The 16,564-nt window shown below is 70.9% G+C and carries 13 protein-coding genes; 8 read left to right on the top strand and 5 right to left on the bottom strand.

What is annotated here, in order from left to right:
- The first annotated feature begins 310 nt into the window (after positions 1-310).
- A complete protein-coding gene (locus DSY14_RS20565) occupies positions 311-1,354 on the top strand; it encodes a LacI family DNA-binding transcriptional regulator (protein ID WP_307851284.1) in 1,044 nt (347 codons plus the stop codon).
- Between the two features lie 79 nt (positions 1,355-1,433).
- Here the strand turns inward: DSY14_RS20565 and DSY14_RS20560 are convergent, their stop codons facing one another.
- Positions 1,434-2,480 (bottom strand): LacI family DNA-binding transcriptional regulator, encoded by a 1,047-nt coding sequence (locus tag DSY14_RS20560; RefSeq protein WP_211718237.1) that lies wholly within the window; start codon positions 2,478-2,480, stop codon positions 1,434-1,436.
- 119 nt (positions 2,481-2,599) lie between these two features.
- On the opposite strand from DSY14_RS20560, the gene DSY14_RS20555 reads away from it, so the two are divergent.
- The 3 genes from DSY14_RS20555 to DSY14_RS20545 are packed head-to-tail and all read left to right on the top strand — an operon-like array spanning position 2,600 to position 5,334.
- Positions 2,600-3,445: an ABC transporter permease gene (locus DSY14_RS20555; RefSeq protein ID WP_211718236.1), complete on the top strand. Its 846-nt coding sequence runs from the start codon at positions 2,600-2,602 to the stop codon at positions 3,443-3,445.
- Between the two features lie 26 nt (positions 3,446-3,471).
- Positions 3,472-4,503 carry an ABC transporter substrate-binding protein gene (locus tag DSY14_RS20550; protein WP_211718235.1) on the top strand — a complete coding sequence of 344 codons (1,032 nt, stop codon included), beginning with the start codon at positions 3,472-3,474 and terminating at the stop codon, positions 4,501-4,503.
- A 6-nt stretch (positions 4,504-4,509) separates the two neighbouring features.
- Positions 4,510-5,334, top strand: a complete 825-nt coding sequence (locus DSY14_RS20545; RefSeq protein ID WP_211718234.1) for an ABC transporter ATP-binding protein — start codon at positions 4,510-4,512, stop codon at positions 5,332-5,334.
- A gap of 107 nt (positions 5,335-5,441) precedes the next feature.
- Here the strand turns inward: DSY14_RS20545 and DSY14_RS20540 are convergent, their stop codons facing one another.
- Positions 5,442-6,170 (bottom strand): CPBP family intramembrane glutamic endopeptidase, encoded by a 729-nt coding sequence (locus DSY14_RS20540; RefSeq protein ID WP_211718233.1) that lies wholly within the window; start codon positions 6,168-6,170, stop codon positions 5,442-5,444.
- Between the two features lie 842 nt (positions 6,171-7,012).
- Between DSY14_RS20540 and DSY14_RS20535 the strand changes: the two genes are divergently transcribed.
- Positions 7,013-7,276 carry a hypothetical protein gene (locus tag DSY14_RS20535; RefSeq protein ID WP_211718232.1) on the top strand — a complete coding sequence of 88 codons (264 nt, stop codon included), beginning with the start codon at positions 7,013-7,015 and terminating at the stop codon, positions 7,274-7,276.
- A 463-nt stretch (positions 7,277-7,739) separates the two neighbouring features.
- Positions 7,740-8,312: a TIGR00730 family Rossman fold protein gene (locus DSY14_RS20530; RefSeq protein ID WP_211718231.1), complete on the top strand. Its 573-nt coding sequence runs from the start codon at positions 7,740-7,742 to the stop codon at positions 8,310-8,312.
- Between the two features lie 374 nt (positions 8,313-8,686).
- On the opposite strand, the gene treZ is transcribed toward DSY14_RS20530, so the two are convergent.
- Entirely contained in the window at positions 8,687-10,471 is a 1,785-nt protein-coding gene (gene treZ / locus DSY14_RS20525) for a malto-oligosyltrehalose trehalohydrolase (protein ID WP_211718230.1), read from the bottom strand.
- 214 nt (positions 10,472-10,685) lie between these two features.
- Between treZ and DSY14_RS20520 the strand changes: the two genes are divergently transcribed.
- On the top strand, positions 10,686-11,267 hold the full coding sequence (locus tag DSY14_RS20520; protein WP_211718229.1) for an NADPH-dependent FMN reductase: 582 nt from the start codon (positions 10,686-10,688) through the stop codon (positions 11,265-11,267).
- A 148-nt stretch (positions 11,268-11,415) separates the two neighbouring features.
- Here DSY14_RS20520 and DSY14_RS20515 read toward each other — a convergent pair whose 3' ends face one another.
- Both DSY14_RS20515 and treY read right to left on the bottom strand, forming a co-directional pair.
- Positions 11,416-12,297 (bottom strand): putative RNA methyltransferase, encoded by an 882-nt coding sequence (locus DSY14_RS20515; RefSeq protein WP_211718228.1) that lies wholly within the window; start codon positions 12,295-12,297, stop codon positions 11,416-11,418.
- Between the two features lie 8 nt (positions 12,298-12,305).
- The gene (gene treY, locus DSY14_RS20510) at positions 12,306-14,672 is read right to left on the bottom strand and encodes a malto-oligosyltrehalose synthase (RefSeq protein ID WP_374224031.1); all 2,367 of its coding nucleotides are present in this window, start codon (positions 14,670-14,672) and stop codon (positions 12,306-12,308) included.
- Between the two features lie 322 nt (positions 14,673-14,994).
- Between treY and pstS the strand changes: the two genes are divergently transcribed.
- Positions 14,995-16,146 carry a phosphate ABC transporter substrate-binding protein PstS gene (gene pstS, locus DSY14_RS20505; protein ID WP_211718226.1) on the top strand — a complete coding sequence of 384 codons (1,152 nt, stop codon included), beginning with the start codon at positions 14,995-14,997 and terminating at the stop codon, positions 16,144-16,146.
- Positions 16,147-16,564 lie beyond the last annotated feature (418 nt).

The raw sequence follows: 16,564 nt of genomic DNA, 5'->3' as shown, positions 1-16,564 counted from the left end.
ACGCTGGGGGCATGGGGGGCTCGCGATCGCTCGATAGAAAGCGTTTTCTACGCCGCAAAAGTAAGTTCACTTCCGAGGGCTTGTCAACAGCCCCTGAGGTACGATTCGTCCAGAGCCCCTCCCCCACGTGGCACTCACACGTGGGCCATACTGGAAGTAATCGCTTTCTAGTGGAGTACCGGTCGGCACCGTCCGCCCCGGCGCACGCCCCGCGCACCGCACCACACGGTCGACGGGCGACGCCGCCTCGCGGTCGGGATCCGGCGTAGCCGAGGGGAACAGGGCAGAGATGGCGGCCAAACTCGCTGACGTGGCACGACGGGCCGGGGTGTCACCGGCGACGGTGTCCCGGGTCCTCAACGGGAACTACCCCGTGGCCCGGTCCACCGCGGAACGGGTCCACCAGGCCGTCGCCGAACTCCAGTACGTGGTCAACGGCAACGCCCGCGCCCTGGCGGCCTCCAGCTCCGACCTCATCGGCATCCTGGTCCACGACATCGCCGACCCGTTCTTCGGTGTCATCGCCAGCGGCATCCAGGACGCCGTGGCCGAGGGCGACGTGCTGGCGGTGGTGTGCAACACCGGCAGCTCGGCGGAGAGGGAGTTGCGCTACCTGAAACTGCTGCGTCGACAGCGGGCGCACGCGGTCGTGCTCACCGGCGGCTCCAGCAACGACCCCGGCCACCGCGACGCCCTCGTCTCCCAGATCTCGGAGCTCACCGCGACCGGCGCGCACGTGGTGCTGTGCGGCCGCCCACCCCTGAGCGGCCCCGACAACGAACCCCTGCCCGGGGTGACCGCGGTCGACTTCGACAACCGCGACGGAGCCCGCAGGCTCACCGGTCACCTGGTGGCACTGGGCCACCGCGACATCGGCTACATCACCGGCCCGGAGCATCGCACGACGTCACAGCTGCGCCTGAGCGGGCACCTCCAGGCGCTCGCGGACGCGGGGCTGTCGGGGGAACGCTGCCCCATCGTCGTCGGCAACTTCGACCGGGAATCCGGCCGCACCGGGGTGGGCGAACTCCTGCGCCGCAACCCCGACCTCACCGCCGTCGTGGGGGGCAACGACATCGCCGCCCTGGGCGCGCTCACCGAACTGCGCGCGCGCGGCATGGACGTGCCCGGCGACGTGTCGGTGGCCGGTTTCGACGACCTGCCCTTCGCGCTGGACGCGGTCCCCACACTCACCACGGTGCGCATCCCGCTCACGGAGGCGGGCCGCACCAGCGGGCTCTTCGCCCTGGACCCGGCCCGGGTTCCGGCCGGTGGCGTGCTGCCCATCCGCACCGAGCTCATCGTGCGGGACTCGACCGGCCCGGTCGCGGCGCCGGGGCCCGGGGCGAGGTAGACCGGCGCGGGGGCGGGCCCGGGGACGCGGTGGGCGACGTGCGCGTCCGACCCCGGGCCCCGACCCCTGCGCCCGAGGATCAGCGCAGGCGCGGCGAGGAGTCCCGCAGGACCACGTGCCCCTCGACGAGGAGGTCGCCGACCGCGGGGTCGCCCGGAGCCAGGGCGAGGTCGGTGGCCCGGCGGCCCAGATCGGCGAGCGGGAACCGCACGGTGGTGAGCTTGGGCGTGACGTCGGCGGCGGTATCGATGTCGTTGAACCCGGTGACCGCGATGTCGCGCCCCGGCCTGATACCGGCCTCGCGCAGCGCCGTCATCGCGCCGATCGCCATCACGTCGTTGCCGGCGCACACCACGTCGACCTCCCCCAGCCGCCCGGAGTCGATGAGCCTACGGGTGCAGCGGTAGCCCCCCGTCCGGTCGAAGGTGTCGCGTTCGACGAGCGCGACCGTGGCACCGGACCCGGTCAGGGCCGAGGCCAGGCCCTGCAGGCGCTCCTGGGCGGTCCGCATCCGTTCCGATCCGGTGATCACCGCGGCCCGGCGGTAGCCGAGGCCCGCGAGTTCGGCGCCCAGCCCGCAGGCGCCCGCGACGTTGTCCAGGCACACCGCGTTCAGTCCGCCCTCGGACTGGCCGATGAACACGGCCCTACCGCCATGGGCGGTGAACCGGCGCATCTCGGTGAGCAGGGCCCCGGTGTGCGGATCGTTCGTGGTGCGGCTGCCGCACAGCAGGATCGCGCGGGGACGCTGGCTCCGCAGCAGACGCACCGAGGAGAGTTCGAGCGCGCTGTCGCGTGCCGTGATCGCGATGGTGACGGTCATACCGTGCGCGTCGGCGGACTCGGCGACGCCGGAGGCGATGGCGGAGAAGTACGGATCGTCGATGGTGCTGACGAGCAGGGCGACCACGGGGGCCGTGCCCCTCGCCATCGTCTGCGCGGGCAGATCGGGACGGTAGTCGAGCTCCCGGGCCGCCCGGAGGACACGATCACGGTTGACCTGCCCCACTTTCCGGTTGCTGCCGTTGAGCACCCGCGAGGCCGTGGCCAGGGAGACCCCCGCCCGTGTGGCCACGTCAGTGAGGGTCGGTCCGTCGCTGGACACCCTGGTTCGCGTACTTCGCATCCTCTTGTCCTGTCCGTGAGGGGCGTTGACACCGTGGATGTGATGTACTTAATATCCCCGAAACGGAAAGCGCTTTCTACCCCAGGTGACAAATCCTGCCGATCGACATGAGGTCAGACATGACTCAACAGGCAGAACAAGCTCCCCCCACCCCCCGGGCGCGAACCCCGAAACCCTCCGGCGGCACCCGCGGACGCGGCGCACAGAGCCCGTACACGCTGGCCTATCCCCTGGCCTTCCTCGCACTGCTCCTGGTCGCGTGGTTCCTCGTCACCCTCGGGGGGCTGGTCGCGCCCTACATCCTTCCTTCTCCCGTGGACACGTGGAAAGCGTTTACTGACAACGCGGCCTACCTGTGGACCCACACGCTCGTCACCACCATGGAGACCGTCGTCGGCTTCGTGATCGCCGCCGTGGTCGGCGTCCTCGTCGCGGTGTTCATGGTCTACTCCCCCACCCTGGAGCGGACCTTCTACCCGCTCATCCTGTTCGCCCAGGTCATCCCGAAGATCGCCATCGCCCCGCTGTTCGTGGTGTGGCTGGGGTTCGGCGCCAGCCCGAAGATCCTCGTGGCCGTGCTCATGGCCTTCTTCCCCGTCGTGATCTCGGGGATCAGCGGCCTGCGCTCGGTCGACCCCGAACTCCTCGAACTCACCTCCACCATGGGGGCCTCCCGGCTCAAGACCTTCTGGAAGGTCCGCTTCCCCGCGGCCCTGCCCGAGCTGCTCTCGGGCCTCAAGATCGCGGCGACCCTGGCGGTCACCGGCGCCGTGGTGGGCGAGTTCGTCGGCGCCAACTCCGGTCTGGGATACGTGATCCTGCAGGCCAACGGCAACATCGACACGGCCATGCTCTTCGCCGCCCTCATCATCATGTCGGCCCTCGGCGTCCTGCTCTTCGCGATCATCCACGTCGCCGAGATGTTCCTCATCCCCTGGCACGCCTCACACCGCAACCGCGGCTGACCCCCTGAGACCCGGAGGACCCTCGCATGCCCACACGCGCACCCGGAGCCACCAGGCACCCGGCCCTGACCGCACTCGTCGCCGGAGCCTCGGCGCTCGCCCTCGTCGCCTGCGGCGGCGGAGGGGCGGCCGACGGTGGTGACACCACGGACGTCTCACTGCAGCTCAACTGGTACCCCTACGGCGAACACGCCCCCTTCTACTACGGCGTCGAGGAGGGGATCTTCGAGGAGCACGGGATCTCGCTCACCGTCGACGCGGGCCAGGGCTCGGCCAAGACCGTGCAGTCCGTCGGACAGCAGAGCTACGACTTCGGCTGGGCCGACGCCCCCGCCCTGCTCACCAACATCGACCAGGGCGTCGACGTCCGGTCGGTCGGCGTCTTCCTGCAGTCCACTCCCTCGGCGGTCCAATTCTTCAGCGACACGGGGATCTCCGAGCCGGAGGACCTCCAGGGCCGGACGATCGCGGTGTCCGCGGGCGACGCGGTCACGACCACGTTCCCCCTGTACCTGGAGGCCGTCGGTCTGTCCGATGAGGACGTCGAACAACAGAACCTCGACGCGGCGGGCAAGAACGCGGCGATGATGTCCGGCCAGGTCGACGGCCTCATCGGCTTCGCCCACGACCAGGGGCCGAAGATCGCCGACGAGAGCGGCCGCGAGGTGAGCTATCTGCGCTACACCGACGCCGGGCTCAACTTCTACAGCAACGGCCTCATCGCCCACACCTCCACCATCGCGGACGACCCCGACCTGGTGGAACGGATGGTCGCCGCCACATCGGAGGCCTTCGCCGCCGCTCAGGAGGCGCCCGAGGACGCGGTCGCCGCCATGGAGGGTCGCGACCCGCAGCTGCCCGACGCCGGTGTGCTCCTCGAACAGTGGGAGGAGACCATCGAACTCTTGGCCACGGAGAACACCGAGGGCCAGGCTCCGGGGGTCAACGCCGACGAGGACTGGCGGCAGACCATCGAGGTGCTCACCGAGGCCGGGCTCATCGACGAGGCCAAGCCCACCGAGGAGTACTACGACCCCTCGTTCACAGTGGGAGGGTAGGTCGACATGTACGCGGGAACCGCGGACCGGGCGACGGGGAGCGAACCGTCCATGCCGGAGGGGCCCATGGTCGACCTCCACGGGGTCGACGTCACCTTCGAGAGCAAGGCGCGCACGGTGCACGCCCTCAGTGCCATCGACCTGACCATCGAACGCGGCGAGTTCCTCACCATCGCCGGACCCTCCGGTTGCGGGAAGTCGACCCTGTTGCGGGTGGTCGCCGGTCTCACCGCAACGGCCGCGGGCGAGGTCGCCCTGCGGGGCACCCCGGTGGTGGGACCCCGCCGGGACGTCGGTTTCGTCTTCCAGCGGGCGGCGCTCCTGGACTGGCGCAACGCCCGGGACAACATCCTGTTCCAGGCCGAGATGCGCGGGCTGCCCAAGGTCTGGGCGCGCAGAAGGGCCGACGAGCTCATCGAGATGACCGGCCTGACCGGCTTCGAGAAGGCGATGCCCTTCGAACTGTCCGGCGGTATGCAACAGCGCGTCTCGCTGTGCCGGGCGCTCCTGCACGAACCGGACGTGCTGTTGATGGACGAGCCCTTCGGCGCCCTGGATGCTCTGACCAGGGAGAACATGAACGTCGAGCTGCGTCGGATCTGGGAGGCCACCGGTATGACCGTCGTGCTGGTGACGCACTCGGTGGCCGAGGCGGTCTACCTGGCCTCACGGGCCGTCGTGATGGGTCCGCGGCCGGGCCGGATCATCGAGGAGTTCACCGTCGGCATCCCGGGCCACCGCGAGTACGAGCCCACGCTGGAGAACCCCGAGTTCCATCGGATCGCGGGAAGGATCCGTGAACTGCTGGGCTCCACGGCCACGGCGGACTGAACACGACCGACCGAACACCGTCGGCCCCGCGTCCGGTAGCGGACGCGGGGCCGACGGGATGGAGCGGTCGTTGTGGCCCGGCGACTGCGCGGGAGTGGAGCGTGGGGTCAGCCGACGTCGACGATCCCGGAGAAGAGCACGAACAGCGGCAGCCCGAGGTTGTTGACGACGTGCACGACCACCGCCGGCCAGATCGACCCGCTGCGCCGCATGACCTCGGCGGCGACCACGCCCACCACGAAAGCGGTGGGGAAGGCCAGGTTGATGCCGTGGAAGAGGGCGAAGATCAGCGAACCGGACACCACACCGATGACCGGACCGTAGCGCAGCAGGGCGTTGGTGATGACCCCGCGGAAGAGGAACTCCTCACCGATGGGAGTCAGGATGGACAGGAAGAGGAGCGTCAGCACCAACGGCCACACACCACCGCCCGCGGCGTCGTAGTACATGCCCTGGGGGTCGGAGTCGAAGCCGACGGCGATGAGGCCGGCGTTCACCACACCCTTGAAGAGGAAGGCGAACAGACCGGCGGCCACACCGATGAGCATCCAGCGCCAGGTGGTGCGACGGACGCCGAAGGCGGCCAGGGAACGGATGCGGAGCATCGCCGCCGCGGCGAACCCGACCAGTCCGACCACACCCGACCAGGCGGCCACGAGGAGTCCGAACACCACCGGATCCAGGTCCAGCGGCCCGACCGGACCGAAGAACACCAGCAGGGCCGTGGTGAGCACCGCGGCGAGCAGACCCACCCCGATCTCCGGCCATCCGGGACGCGGCGGGGCGATGCTGTCGTCCGGAATCGAACGCCGAGAGTGGCCGGGGCGGGTCGACATGGTGATGGGCTCCTCGCTCGTGATCTCGGTCCCCATTCCATCCGCCCTCGCCGCCGAAGGGCAGTGTCGCCACGTCAATATCCGACCATGATGTTTCCGAGGGTGCCGTGGTGACGTGACGTCACTGTCGGTCGCCCGGACGGCGCGATCGTGCCCCCTACTCGACCGGCCCCGGGGCGAGGCAGGTCGTCCACAGGTTCCTGGGGGTCTGGTGGGGTGTTGGTGGTGCGTGGTCTCATTGGAATCGGGGGCGCGTCGGTTTCCGCCGGTTCCGCGCTGCCCGGAAAGGTTCGGCCCGTTGTGGGGCCGCGGAGGCTGCCCCTTTGGCTGGTGGGGCGATGTGGTCGGGGTTCGGGTGTGCTCGTGGTGCGCCGCAGGTGGGAGCCCCCAAGGTCGGTCGGGCGCGGCTCGGGTGAGTGGGCCCTTCCCCGCCGCGTGAGGGTGGCCGTCTCCGCTGCGCGCGTCAAGGTCGTCGCCGGAGTAGGGCTTCACCCCTGGGAGTGGCGCTCCACCTTGACCCGCTTCGCCACGACGGCGGTTCGGCGGCTATCGGGGAAGGGCACCAGATGGTCGGGGCCCCACCGGGCCTCATCAGGCCCGTGCCCGGCCGAACCCCGCCCCCAGCAGGCCCTCGATCAGCCCAGTGCCTCCACAGAGGTCACCCCGAGCGCATCAGGAAAAACACAACTCTTTCACTCGTAGGACCATTTTCGCTTACCGGGATGAGTGCAGCACGAGGCTCCGGGGTGCCTCTTAGGTGACACTCGGGAAAGCCGAAATGACATCCACACACCTGGTGGCCCGGCCTGCCTTTTCTGTTCTCTCTTTTGTATAATAGGGGTATGAATTCTTCTGGAGTGGTCGCGGACCCATCGGCCGGGCGCAACCCGGTCGGCGCGGTGCGGGCCGACCGGAAAGAGGTCGCCGAATTCTTCGCCGCCGACGTTCCGCCGGGATGCGCCGCTTCGGTACTGGAGGTGGCCGAACAGGCGCAGCGCGAGATGGATCTGGCCCGGTACGCGATACTGACCCGCCTGGCGGGGATGGAGGCCGAGGGCGCCCTGCTGGAGGCCGGTGGGCAGCGCTCCGTTCAGGCCTGGAGCTGACACCGCACACCCCATGGCGCAAGCCCACCACCAGGCCGAGGCCCCGAACCCGTGCGCCCGCACATGGCCCATCGGGAGGCTACCCATGCCCCGTTGCGTGCAACGGGGATGGCATTGAAGCCATCCGTCGGTCTCGAGCACAGCGGAGAAGACGGCTCTCGAATAACTCGACAGCATCGCCCCCGTACATTCACCCCACGCCTTTCCGTGTTTCTCTGGATCATGCGCGAAGATCTGTTCATCACACATCCTCATTGAACCTGGAAGAATCCGACCATCGCTTGCATCCGAGGGAGGTGACGAATTCGACCCGCGCACTCGTCACCCGCATCCACCGTGCCGCACGCTTGACCGAGGTCGCCGAAGAGAGCCTCCCTCAGCGCAGTGCCCGACGAACTCCTTGGTCAGTGCTGGTGCGCCTGTGGTAAACACGAGGGTCTGCTCCCACGAACCCGGAGGTCCCATGCGCCGCCTTGCCGTCTTCCTCGCCTCATCCGACGGACACGACCCGGCGCACGCCGAACTCACGGCAGCGGTGGGAACGGAATTGGCACGACGCGGCATCGGCATCGTCTATGGCGGTGGCCGGCGCGGACTGATGGGGGTTCTGGCCGACAGTGCTCTCAAGGCCGGCGGCGAGGTCATCGGTGTCATCCCGCGCACCATGGTGGATCGCGAGTGGGCTCACGAAGGGGTCACCGAACTGCACCTGTGCGACACGATGCACGAGCGCAAGTCCCTGATGGCCGACCACGCCGACGCCTTCCTCGCGCTGCCCGGCGGTCTGGGCACACTGGAAGAGATCTTCGAGGTGTGGTCCTGGCGACAACTGGGCTTCCACGCCAAGCCTGTCGGGTTCTTGGACGCGGGGGGTTTCTGGGCACCGACCGTCCAGGCGCTGCAGGGCATCGTGGACGCCGGCTTCCTGTCCGCCTCCACCCTGGATGATCTGGTCGTGGCCACAGAGCTGTCCGACGCGCTGGATGAGTTGGGGGATCGGTCGAGCCGCACCCACCAGCCCGCACACGGAGGCTGAGGAACGCCAGGGAGCCCGTTTCTTCGCTGCGCTCACGGTGCCCCGTCACCATCGCTGAGCCCTCACGGCCCACTTGGTGCACCGCCGTTCTCCGAACGCAAGGCCGCCTCAGGCCGGCGCTCCGAACCGCCACCCGGCTCGACGCTGTGCGTCGCTCTGACCCCCACTGCTGCCGCCACCTGCCTGGGCGCCGGATTCAGGGCCGCACTGGCCACTGCCGGGGGTGAACTCAGTGGACCCCACAATGCGCCGAACACTTTCCGTGCAGCGCGGAACCGGCGGAAACCGAAGCGCCCCCGGTTCCGATGAGACCACGCACCACCAACACCCCACCGGACCCCACCCAGGAACCTGTGGACGACCGGCCCCGTCGATCACACGCGGAGGATGGCGAAGAACTCTCCGGGGGTGTCGATGCCTGTGTCCTGGATGTGGGCGTAGCCGTTGGCGAGCAGGAGTTCTCGGGGTGGGGCGTCCAGTTCCATGCGGGCCTCGGTCGCGGCGAGGTTGCAGACCAGGCGCAGCGAGCCGCGCTTGATGACGAGTTGTCGACCGTCCTGGCCGGTGGTGACCTCCAGGCGATCCAGACGGGGGTCGGACAGTTCGGGTTCGGCCCGGCGCAGCGCGATGAGCGCGCGGTAGGTCTCCAGGACCAGGGAGCCCGGTTCCTTCTCGGCCTCGGACCAGTCGAGGACGGCGCGGTCGCGGGTGGCCGGATCCATGGGGTCGGGGATGTCCTCCTCCGACCAGCCCAGGGCGGCGAACTCGCGGCCGCGTCCGGTGCGCACCCCCTGGACGAGGTCGGGGTCGGTGAAGGAGGCGAAGAACGGCCAGGGCGTGGTGGCGCCCCACTCCTCCCCCATGAAGATCATCGGGGTGTAGGGCGAGCACAGCACCAGGGCGGCGCCGCAGGTGAGCAGGCCGGGTGAGAGGTGTTCGCCCATGCGGTCGCCGCGGGCACGGTTGCCGATCTGGTCGTGGGTGGACACGTAGGCGAGGAACCGGCCGCCGGGGACGCGGTGGGTGTCGACCGGGGCACCGTGGCGACGGCCGCGGAAGGAGGAGGTGCCGCCGTCGTGCCGGAACACGTGCCGCAGGACGTCGGCGAGGACGTCGGGACCGGCGAAGTCGGCGTAGTAGCCGTGTGTCTCACCGGTCAGGGCCACGTGCAGTGCGTGGTGCAGGTCGTCGGACCACTGGGCGGTCATCCCCATGCCACCGGCCTCGCGGGGCAGGACGGTCCGCGGGTCGTTGCGGTCGGACTCGGCGATCAGCGCGAGGGGACGGCCGACCCCGGCGGCCAGGGCGTCGACGGCGTCGGAGAGTTCGACCAGGATCGGTACGGCGCGGTCGTCGTGCAGGGCGTGCACGGCGTCCAGGCGCAGGCCGTCCAGGTGGTAGTGGCGCAGCCAGTCCAGGGCGCCGTGGACGACCAGGTCGCGCACGGGGTCGGAGTGGGGACCGTCCAGGTTGAGGGAGGGACCCCAGGCGTTCTCTCCGGTGAAGTAGGGACCGAAGCGCGGGAGGTAGGCGCCGGAGGGCCCCAGGTGGTTGTAGACCACGTCGAGCAGCACGGCGAGTCCGCGGCGGTGGCAGGCGTCGACGAACCCCTTGAGGGCGTCGGGTCCACCGTAGGGCTCGTGCACCACCGACCACAGAACGCCGTCGTAGCCCCAGCCGTGGGTGCCGTCGAAGGCGTTGAGAGGGAGGAGTTCGACGTGAGTGACCCCGAGGTCGACCAGGTGGTCGAGGCGGCCGACGGCGGCGGTGAGGGTGCCCTCGGGGGTGAAGGTGCCGACGTGGAGTTCGTAGATCACCGCCCCGGCGAGGGGGCGACCGGTCCAGTCGTCGTCGGCCCAGGGGTGGGCGTCGTGGTCGTAGACGCGGCTGGGGGCGTGCACACCGGCGGGCTGCCACAGGGAGCGCGGGTCGGGCAGGGCCTGTGCGTCGTCGTCGAGGAGGTAGGCGTAGTCGGAGCCGGGGGCGGCCCGGGCGACCGTGGCGTGCCACCAACCGTGGTCGTCGCGGTCCATGAGGTGGTCGGTGCCGTCCACGCGCACACGCACGGTGCGGGCTTCGGGCGCCCAGACCGAGAAGTCTCCGTGGACGCCGCGTCCGGGGGTGGCGGGCAGGGTCGGTTCCGTCGCCAGTTCGTTCACGCAGGGTGCCTACCCCGGCACGGGGCCGGTCGAACCGGGCGCGCCGTCATGGTGTGCGCCTCCGATCGGACCGGCACGGAGGCACGACGGCACGCGTCCGCCCTCTGCCCTTCGCCCTTCGCCCTTCGCCCTTCACGGTCGAGGGGCCCGGTCGTCCCCTTCTCCGTCTCCTGTTCGCCCGTTCGGTACGGGCCCGGCGTGAGAGGGTGTGGCCATGACCGAGCGGCTGGTGTTGGGGATCTGCGGAAGCCTACGGCGGGGGTCGTACAACGCGGCTCTGCTGCGACTGGTGTCGCGGGTGGGGCCGGGGCTCACCGTGGCCGGTGGGGACCTGGCCGGGCGGCTGCCGCTCTTCAACCCCGATGTGGAGGGCGACGAGCATCGCTGGCCCGACTCCGTGCACGCGTTCCGGCACCTGGCCGCTCGCGCGTCCGGGCTGGTGATCGCCACACCCGAGTACGCGCACGGCCCCGCGGGGGTGACCAAGAACGCCATCGACTGGTTGGTCGGTTCGGGTGGCCTGGTGGGCAGGCCGACCCTGTTGATGAGCGCCTCCCCCGGCCAGGCCGGCGGGATGCGGGCCCACGCGCCGCTCATGCCGACCCTGACCCTGCTGGGGGCGGTGCTGGTCGACTGTGTGGTCGTGTCCCGCGCGGGGTCACGGGTGGACGCGCAGGGCGAGTACGAGGATCCGGCGGTGGTGGAGCGGATGCGCCTGGCGGTGGCCGAGCTGGAGGCCGCGTTGTCCTACGCGGACCGCAGGAGCGGCGGCCTCTCCCTGCCCGGATCGGGCTGAACCCCACGCCCGGCGGCGCGACCCACCCGACCGTCCCCACGCGGATTCGGCGCCGGTACGCGCAAGCCTCGTCCAAGACCCGGAGAACGCGTCCAGAACACGGGACGGCCATAGCCCGGACACGGGTTCCACGTGCGGGACGCGGGGTTCAGCTCCGCCGCGCGGGTTCGGGCCGGTAGGTGCCCACACGGACCGAGGCGGTGACCCGGACCGGGTCGGGCAGGGAGGCCACGCGGGCGGCCAGATCCTGCGGGGTGACGTGACGGGCGCTGGGTCCCATGCCGACGACGGTGAGCGCGTCCGGGTGGGACAGGTCCATGGCGAAGCGCACGGAACGCTCCCCCGCCGGGGCGAAGCGGGTGTGCAGGCTCTCCGCCAGGCGTTCGTCCTTGCGGGGATCCACGTCGAGCAGGCCCAGGGCCGGACGCAGTTCGGCGAGGTGGTCGCTCGCGGGTGTGACGACCACGAGTCGTCCGGTGGGTGCGAGCACCCGGTGGAACTCGGCGGCGTTGCGGGGGGCGAACACGTTCACCAGGGCATCGACACCGCCGGTGACCAGGGGCAGGATGCGCCAGGAGTCGGCGGTGACCGCCCCCGCCCGGGGGTGGGCCTTGGCCGCCTTCCGGGCGGCGAACTTGGACACGTCGGTGGTCAGACCCACCGCGTCGGGCAGCGCGTCCAGGATCCGGGCCAGGTAGTGGCCGGTGCCGCCGCCCACGTCCACGATCAGGGGGTCGCGGGCCCCGCCCGTCAGCGCGTCGGCGAGGGCACGGGCGATGGGGTCGTAGTGACCGGCCGTCTGGAAGCGGAGTCGGTCGGCGACCATCTCCTTGCTGTCGCCGGTGCCGGGCGGGGTGGCGCCCGTGAGCAGCCCGGCGTACCCCTCGCGAGCGACGTTGAAGCTGTGCCGGGCGGGACAGAGGAGTCCGCGCGCGTCGCGGCTCAGGGCCTGCCCGCAGACGGGGCAGGTCAGTGCGTCCGCCACGCGTTCGGGCATGCGCAGGCGGGGTCCGGTGTCGGTGTTCGTCATGGTCGGCGTCAGCCTACCGGTGGTCGGTTCCTCGCCAGGACCGCGACCGGGTAGTGGTCCAGCACCTCGGCCAGACGGGCGGTGACGAGTCCGTCCATGCGCGTGGGGACGAGGGTGCGGCCGGTCAGCAGGTCGGTCCAGGGCCCGGGTCCGGAGGGCAACGGCACCACGGTGTCGTCCCAGCCGCCGGCGTCGGCCAGGGTGAGCGGCAGCCGGGTGGCGACCACGGCCAGTGCGGGGTCGTGGGATCCGCGTGTGGTGCGGGCGAAGGCCAGGGCGTGGTCGGCGGCCGGCCCCTCGGCCGTCAGGGGCAGGTAGCCGGTGGGGTCCAGGTCGCGACGGGCCTGGAGGCAGGTGCGGACCACGTGCAGTTTGGCCGCGCCGGTGGCGTCGACCGGTGGCCGCCACCCCGCCTCGATACGGGACAGGAGTCGGGCGCGTGCGTCGTGGTCGACGGGGCGTCGGTTGTCCGGGTCGACCAGGGACAGGTCCCAGAGTTCGGTGCCCTGGTAGACGTCGGGTACACCGGGCCCGAGCAGGTGGACGGCCTTCTGACCCAGGGCGTTGCTCCAGCCCGGGGCGGTGAGGGTCTCGGCGAAGGCGCGCACCTCGGCGTAGAGGTCGGCGTCGGCGCGCAGGCGGTCCGGCCAGGAGCGGATCCGGTCCTCGAAATCGGGGTCCTGGTCGGTCCAGGAGGTCCCGAGGCGGGCCTCGCGGGCCGCTTTGAGCAGGTAGTCGACCAGGCGTTCGTCGTCGATGGGCCAGGCGCCCAGGAGGGTCTGCCATCCCAGGAGATCGAGCGCGGCCTCGGGCAGTGGTGCCCGTGGGCTCCAGCGGCGTACGGCGTCCGCGAAGTCGCCGGGGAGCTCCGACAGGACGGCCAGGCGGGCGCGCACGTCCTCGGACCGTTTGGTGTCGTGGGTGGACAGGGTGGTCATGGTGTGCGGTTCGGTGGCCTCGCGGCGCAGGTGCGCGGCGTGGAACGCGGCCACGTCGACGCCGAAGGCGTCCGGTTCGCCGCCCACCTCGTTGAGGGCCACGAAGCGGGTGCCGCGGTAGAAGGCCGTGTTCTCGGTGCCCATGGCCACGACCATGCCGCTGGTCTGTTGGACGCGGCGGGCGATGTCGCCGTGGGGTTCGGCCCGCACGGCGCGGTCGATGCCCTTGAGAACGGGTTGGAGGTCGGGACGGCGGTCGGCCGCGGTGCGTACGGCGCGCGCCCAGGCGCCCTCCCCCTCGGGGAGGTAGGAGCGGTAGACGTCGAAGGAGGCGAGGAGTTCGGCCACGGTCTCCTCGGCCTGGCGGGGGTCGGCGCCCTCGGGCGGGAGCAGGGCGGCGATCCGGCGGACCTCGGCGCGCAGGAGTTCACCGGCGGCGTGTCCACGGGCCTGGGCGTCGATCGCGGTGACGTCGGTGGCCACCCCGTGGTCGCGGGCCAGGGTGGTCAGGACGGGTTCGGCCTCGGGGTCGACGAACACCCCGCAGATCTCCCGCAGCGCGTCGTAGCCGGTGGTTCCGGCGACCGGCCAGGAGGCGGGCAGGGTCTCCCCGGGGGCGAGGATCTTCTCGACGACGATCCAGCCGTCGAAGCGTTCGGCCAGCCGGCGCAGGTAGCCCCCGGGGTCGCTGAGACCGTCGACGTGGTCCACGCGGAGGCCGTCGGCGAGGCCTTCACTTCCCCAACGGAGGATCTCGGCGTGGGTCGCGTCGAAGACCCCGGGCTCCTCGACGCGGACGGCCGCGAGGTGGTCGACGTCGAAGAAGCGCCGGTAGGTGAGTTCGCCGTCGCCGCGCCGCCAGGAGACCAGCCGGTAGTGCTGGCGCCGGTGCACGTCCTCGACGTCGTCGCCGGGGGTGTGGGTGCCCGGGGCCAACGGGAAGCGTTGGTCGAAGTGGACCAGGTGGCCGTCGGCGATGGTGAGCCCCTCCAGGGCGGCACGGCCGTCGTCGCCCAGTACAGGAAGGAGGATCGGACCGGAGTCGAAGTCGATGTCGAAGCAGCGCGCGTAGACCGAGTCGCGGCCGTGGGCGAGGACGTCCCACCACCACGGGTTCGCGTCGGGACGGGCCACCGACATGTGGTTGGGGACGATGTCGACGATGACACCGAGCCCGAGGGCGTGGGCGCGGTCGGCGAGCGCCGTCCACGCCTCCGGGCCGCCCAGAGCCGTGGACACGCGTGTGGGATCGACCACGTCGTACCCGTGGTCGGACCCGGGGGCGGCGGTGAGGATCGGTGAGAGGTAGACGGCGCCCACTCCCAGTCGGCGCAGGTGGTCGAGCAGGCCTGCCGCGTCGTCCAGGGTCAGACCGGGGCGCAACTGCAGGCGGTAGGTCGACGTGGGCGCGCTGTGGAACGTTCTCTCGGCACTCATCATCGGATTTCCTGCCCCTGCTCCCGGCGTGTCATGCACGGTGTCCAAGCCCAGGTGAGGGACGCTCGCGCACGCGTCCGCCACGCCGGTTCCCGTCACCTTTCACCGACGGACCACCCTTCGTTCACCTCGTGTCCACTCACCATCCCCCACCTCGCCACGGAGACGTCCGGTTCGACACACACCCGCGTTGGGGAAGGTGGTGCGGCCGTGGTTGAATTCTTCGGCGGTGTTCCATTACCAGCGACAACGCGCCGATGACCGGCGGCGAGCGGTGAAGACAACGAGGACCACCGACACCGACGAAGGGGATAGAAGCAGCGTGCTCCCGTCCAACAAGCGCACCAGCACCCAGGACCGTCCCGGACGGCGCGGCCACGTCTACCGGGGTGCGGCCTCGGCCGCGCTGGCCGGACTGATGCTGGCGGCCACCGCCTGCGGCAGTGACGACGCCGTGCAGGGCGCGGCGCCCGCGGTCCCCGACGACCTGGAGTGCTTCTCGGGCAGCCTGCACGCCTCGGGTTCCAGCGCCCAGGAGAACGCGATGACCACGTGGATCGCGGGTTTCCAGTCCGCCTGTGAGGACGCGCGCATCTACTACGACTCCATCGGTTCCGGTGGCGGTCGTAACCAGTTCATCGACGGCGCGGTGTCCTTCGCCGGGACCGACGCCGCCCTGGACGCGGACGAGAACGCCGACGCGATGGCCCGTTGCGGGGACTCCGACACCATCAACCTGCCCGCCTACGTGGTGGCCATCGCGGTGGTGTTCAACGTAGAGGGCGTCGACTCGCTCAACCTGCGTCCCGACACCGTCGCGCGGATCTTCGACCAGGACATCACGCGCTGGGACGACCCGGCGATCGCCGAGGACAACCCGGACGTGGACCTGCCCGACCTGGCCATCACGCAGGTGAGCCGGGCCGACGACTCCGGCACCACGGAGAACTTCACGCACTACCTTTCCGAGGCCGCGCCCGACGCCTGGCCGCATGAGCCCGGCGGCCAGTGGCCGCTGGCCCCGCGCGAGTCCGCGCAGGGCAACAGCGGTATCGCCGACACGGTCTCGCGCGCCGAGGGCGCCATCGGCTACGTGGAGATGTCCCACCTGCACGGCCTGCCCGCCGCGAACATCGGTGTGGGCGACGAGTTCGTGGAGATCTCCCCGGAGGCGGCCGCCAAGGTGGTGGCCGACTCCCCGCGCCGTGAGGAGAACACGAGCGAGTTCGACCTGGCGCTGGCCCTGGACTACGGCACCACCGAGCCCGGCAGCTACCCCTTGGTCCTGGTCAGCTACGAGTCGGCCTGCCTGGACTACCCGGACGAGGCCGAGGCCGAGCGGGTCAAGGCGTTCCTGAGGTACGTGGTCAGCCCCGAGGGCCAGGAGGAGGCCTCCGCGGAGACCGACTCCACGCCCGTCAACGACGACCTGCGGGCGGACCTGCTCGCGTCGATCGAGGCGATCAACTCCTGAATCACCGGCACCGTCGCGGGGTCCCCCGGGGTCCTGCGGCCGGGTGCCCCGTACTCGGGCGCGTCACCTCGGTGGCGCGCCCGTTCCACGTTCCGCATCCGGTACCTTGTGTGCAGGGCTTATAGCCCTGGGTCACCGGCGGCGCGGTGTTCGCGCTACGCGACGGGGTCCGTCCGGTTCGGGTGGGTGTCTTCCCCCATCCGCCCGGTCGAGCTCGGACCCGCGTAGGCTTAAGAGTTCTCGTTGTCGCGCCCGCCGCCGGTGCCCCCACCCGGGTCGTCACGTTCGGGCATCCGTCGTCCGCACGCGCGGCAGGCCCGACGCCAGAGCGCGCGCATCCGACCGCGCACTCCTCGCCTTCGGCGCCGGCCCTTCCGACGCTCGCCCACGACCTCATCGCCGTCCGGCTCCGGTGGGC

Source organism: Nocardiopsis sp. MG754419, assembly GCF_018207095.1.
Taxonomy (GTDB): Bacteria; Actinomycetota; Actinomycetes; order Streptosporangiales; family Streptosporangiaceae; genus Nocardiopsis.
This window is presented reverse-complemented; position numbering and strand designations above follow the sequence as displayed.

Bases quoted from the DNA above. Each gene is read 5' to 3' on its own strand.
- DSY14_RS20560 (WP_211718237.1), bottom strand. From the start codon at position 2,480: ATGCGAAGTACGCGAACCAGGGTGTCCAGCGACGGACCGACCCTCACT.
- DSY14_RS20555 (WP_211718236.1), top strand. From the start codon at position 2,600: ATGACTCAACAGGCAGAACAAGCTCCCCCCACCCCCCGGGCGCGAACC.
- DSY14_RS20550 (WP_211718235.1), top strand. From the start codon at position 3,472: ATGCCCACACGCGCACCCGGAGCCACCAGGCACCCGGCCCTGACCGCA.
- DSY14_RS20545 (WP_211718234.1), top strand. From the start codon at position 4,510: ATGTACGCGGGAACCGCGGACCGGGCGACGGGGAGCGAACCGTCCATG.
- DSY14_RS20540 (WP_211718233.1), bottom strand. From the start codon at position 6,170: ATGTCGACCCGCCCCGGCCACTCTCGGCGTTCGATTCCGGACGACAGC.
- DSY14_RS20535 (WP_211718232.1), top strand. From the start codon at position 7,013: ATGAATTCTTCTGGAGTGGTCGCGGACCCATCGGCCGGGCGCAACCCG.
- DSY14_RS20530 (WP_211718231.1), top strand. From the start codon at position 7,740: ATGCGCCGCCTTGCCGTCTTCCTCGCCTCATCCGACGGACACGACCCG.
- DSY14_RS20520 (WP_211718229.1), top strand. From the start codon at position 10,686: ATGACCGAGCGGCTGGTGTTGGGGATCTGCGGAAGCCTACGGCGGGGG.
- DSY14_RS20515 (WP_211718228.1), bottom strand. From the start codon at position 12,297: ATGACGAACACCGACACCGGACCCCGCCTGCGCATGCCCGAACGCGTG.
- treY (WP_374224031.1), bottom strand. From the start codon at position 14,672: ATGAGTGCCGAGAGAACGTTCCACAGCGCGCCCACGTCGACCTACCGC.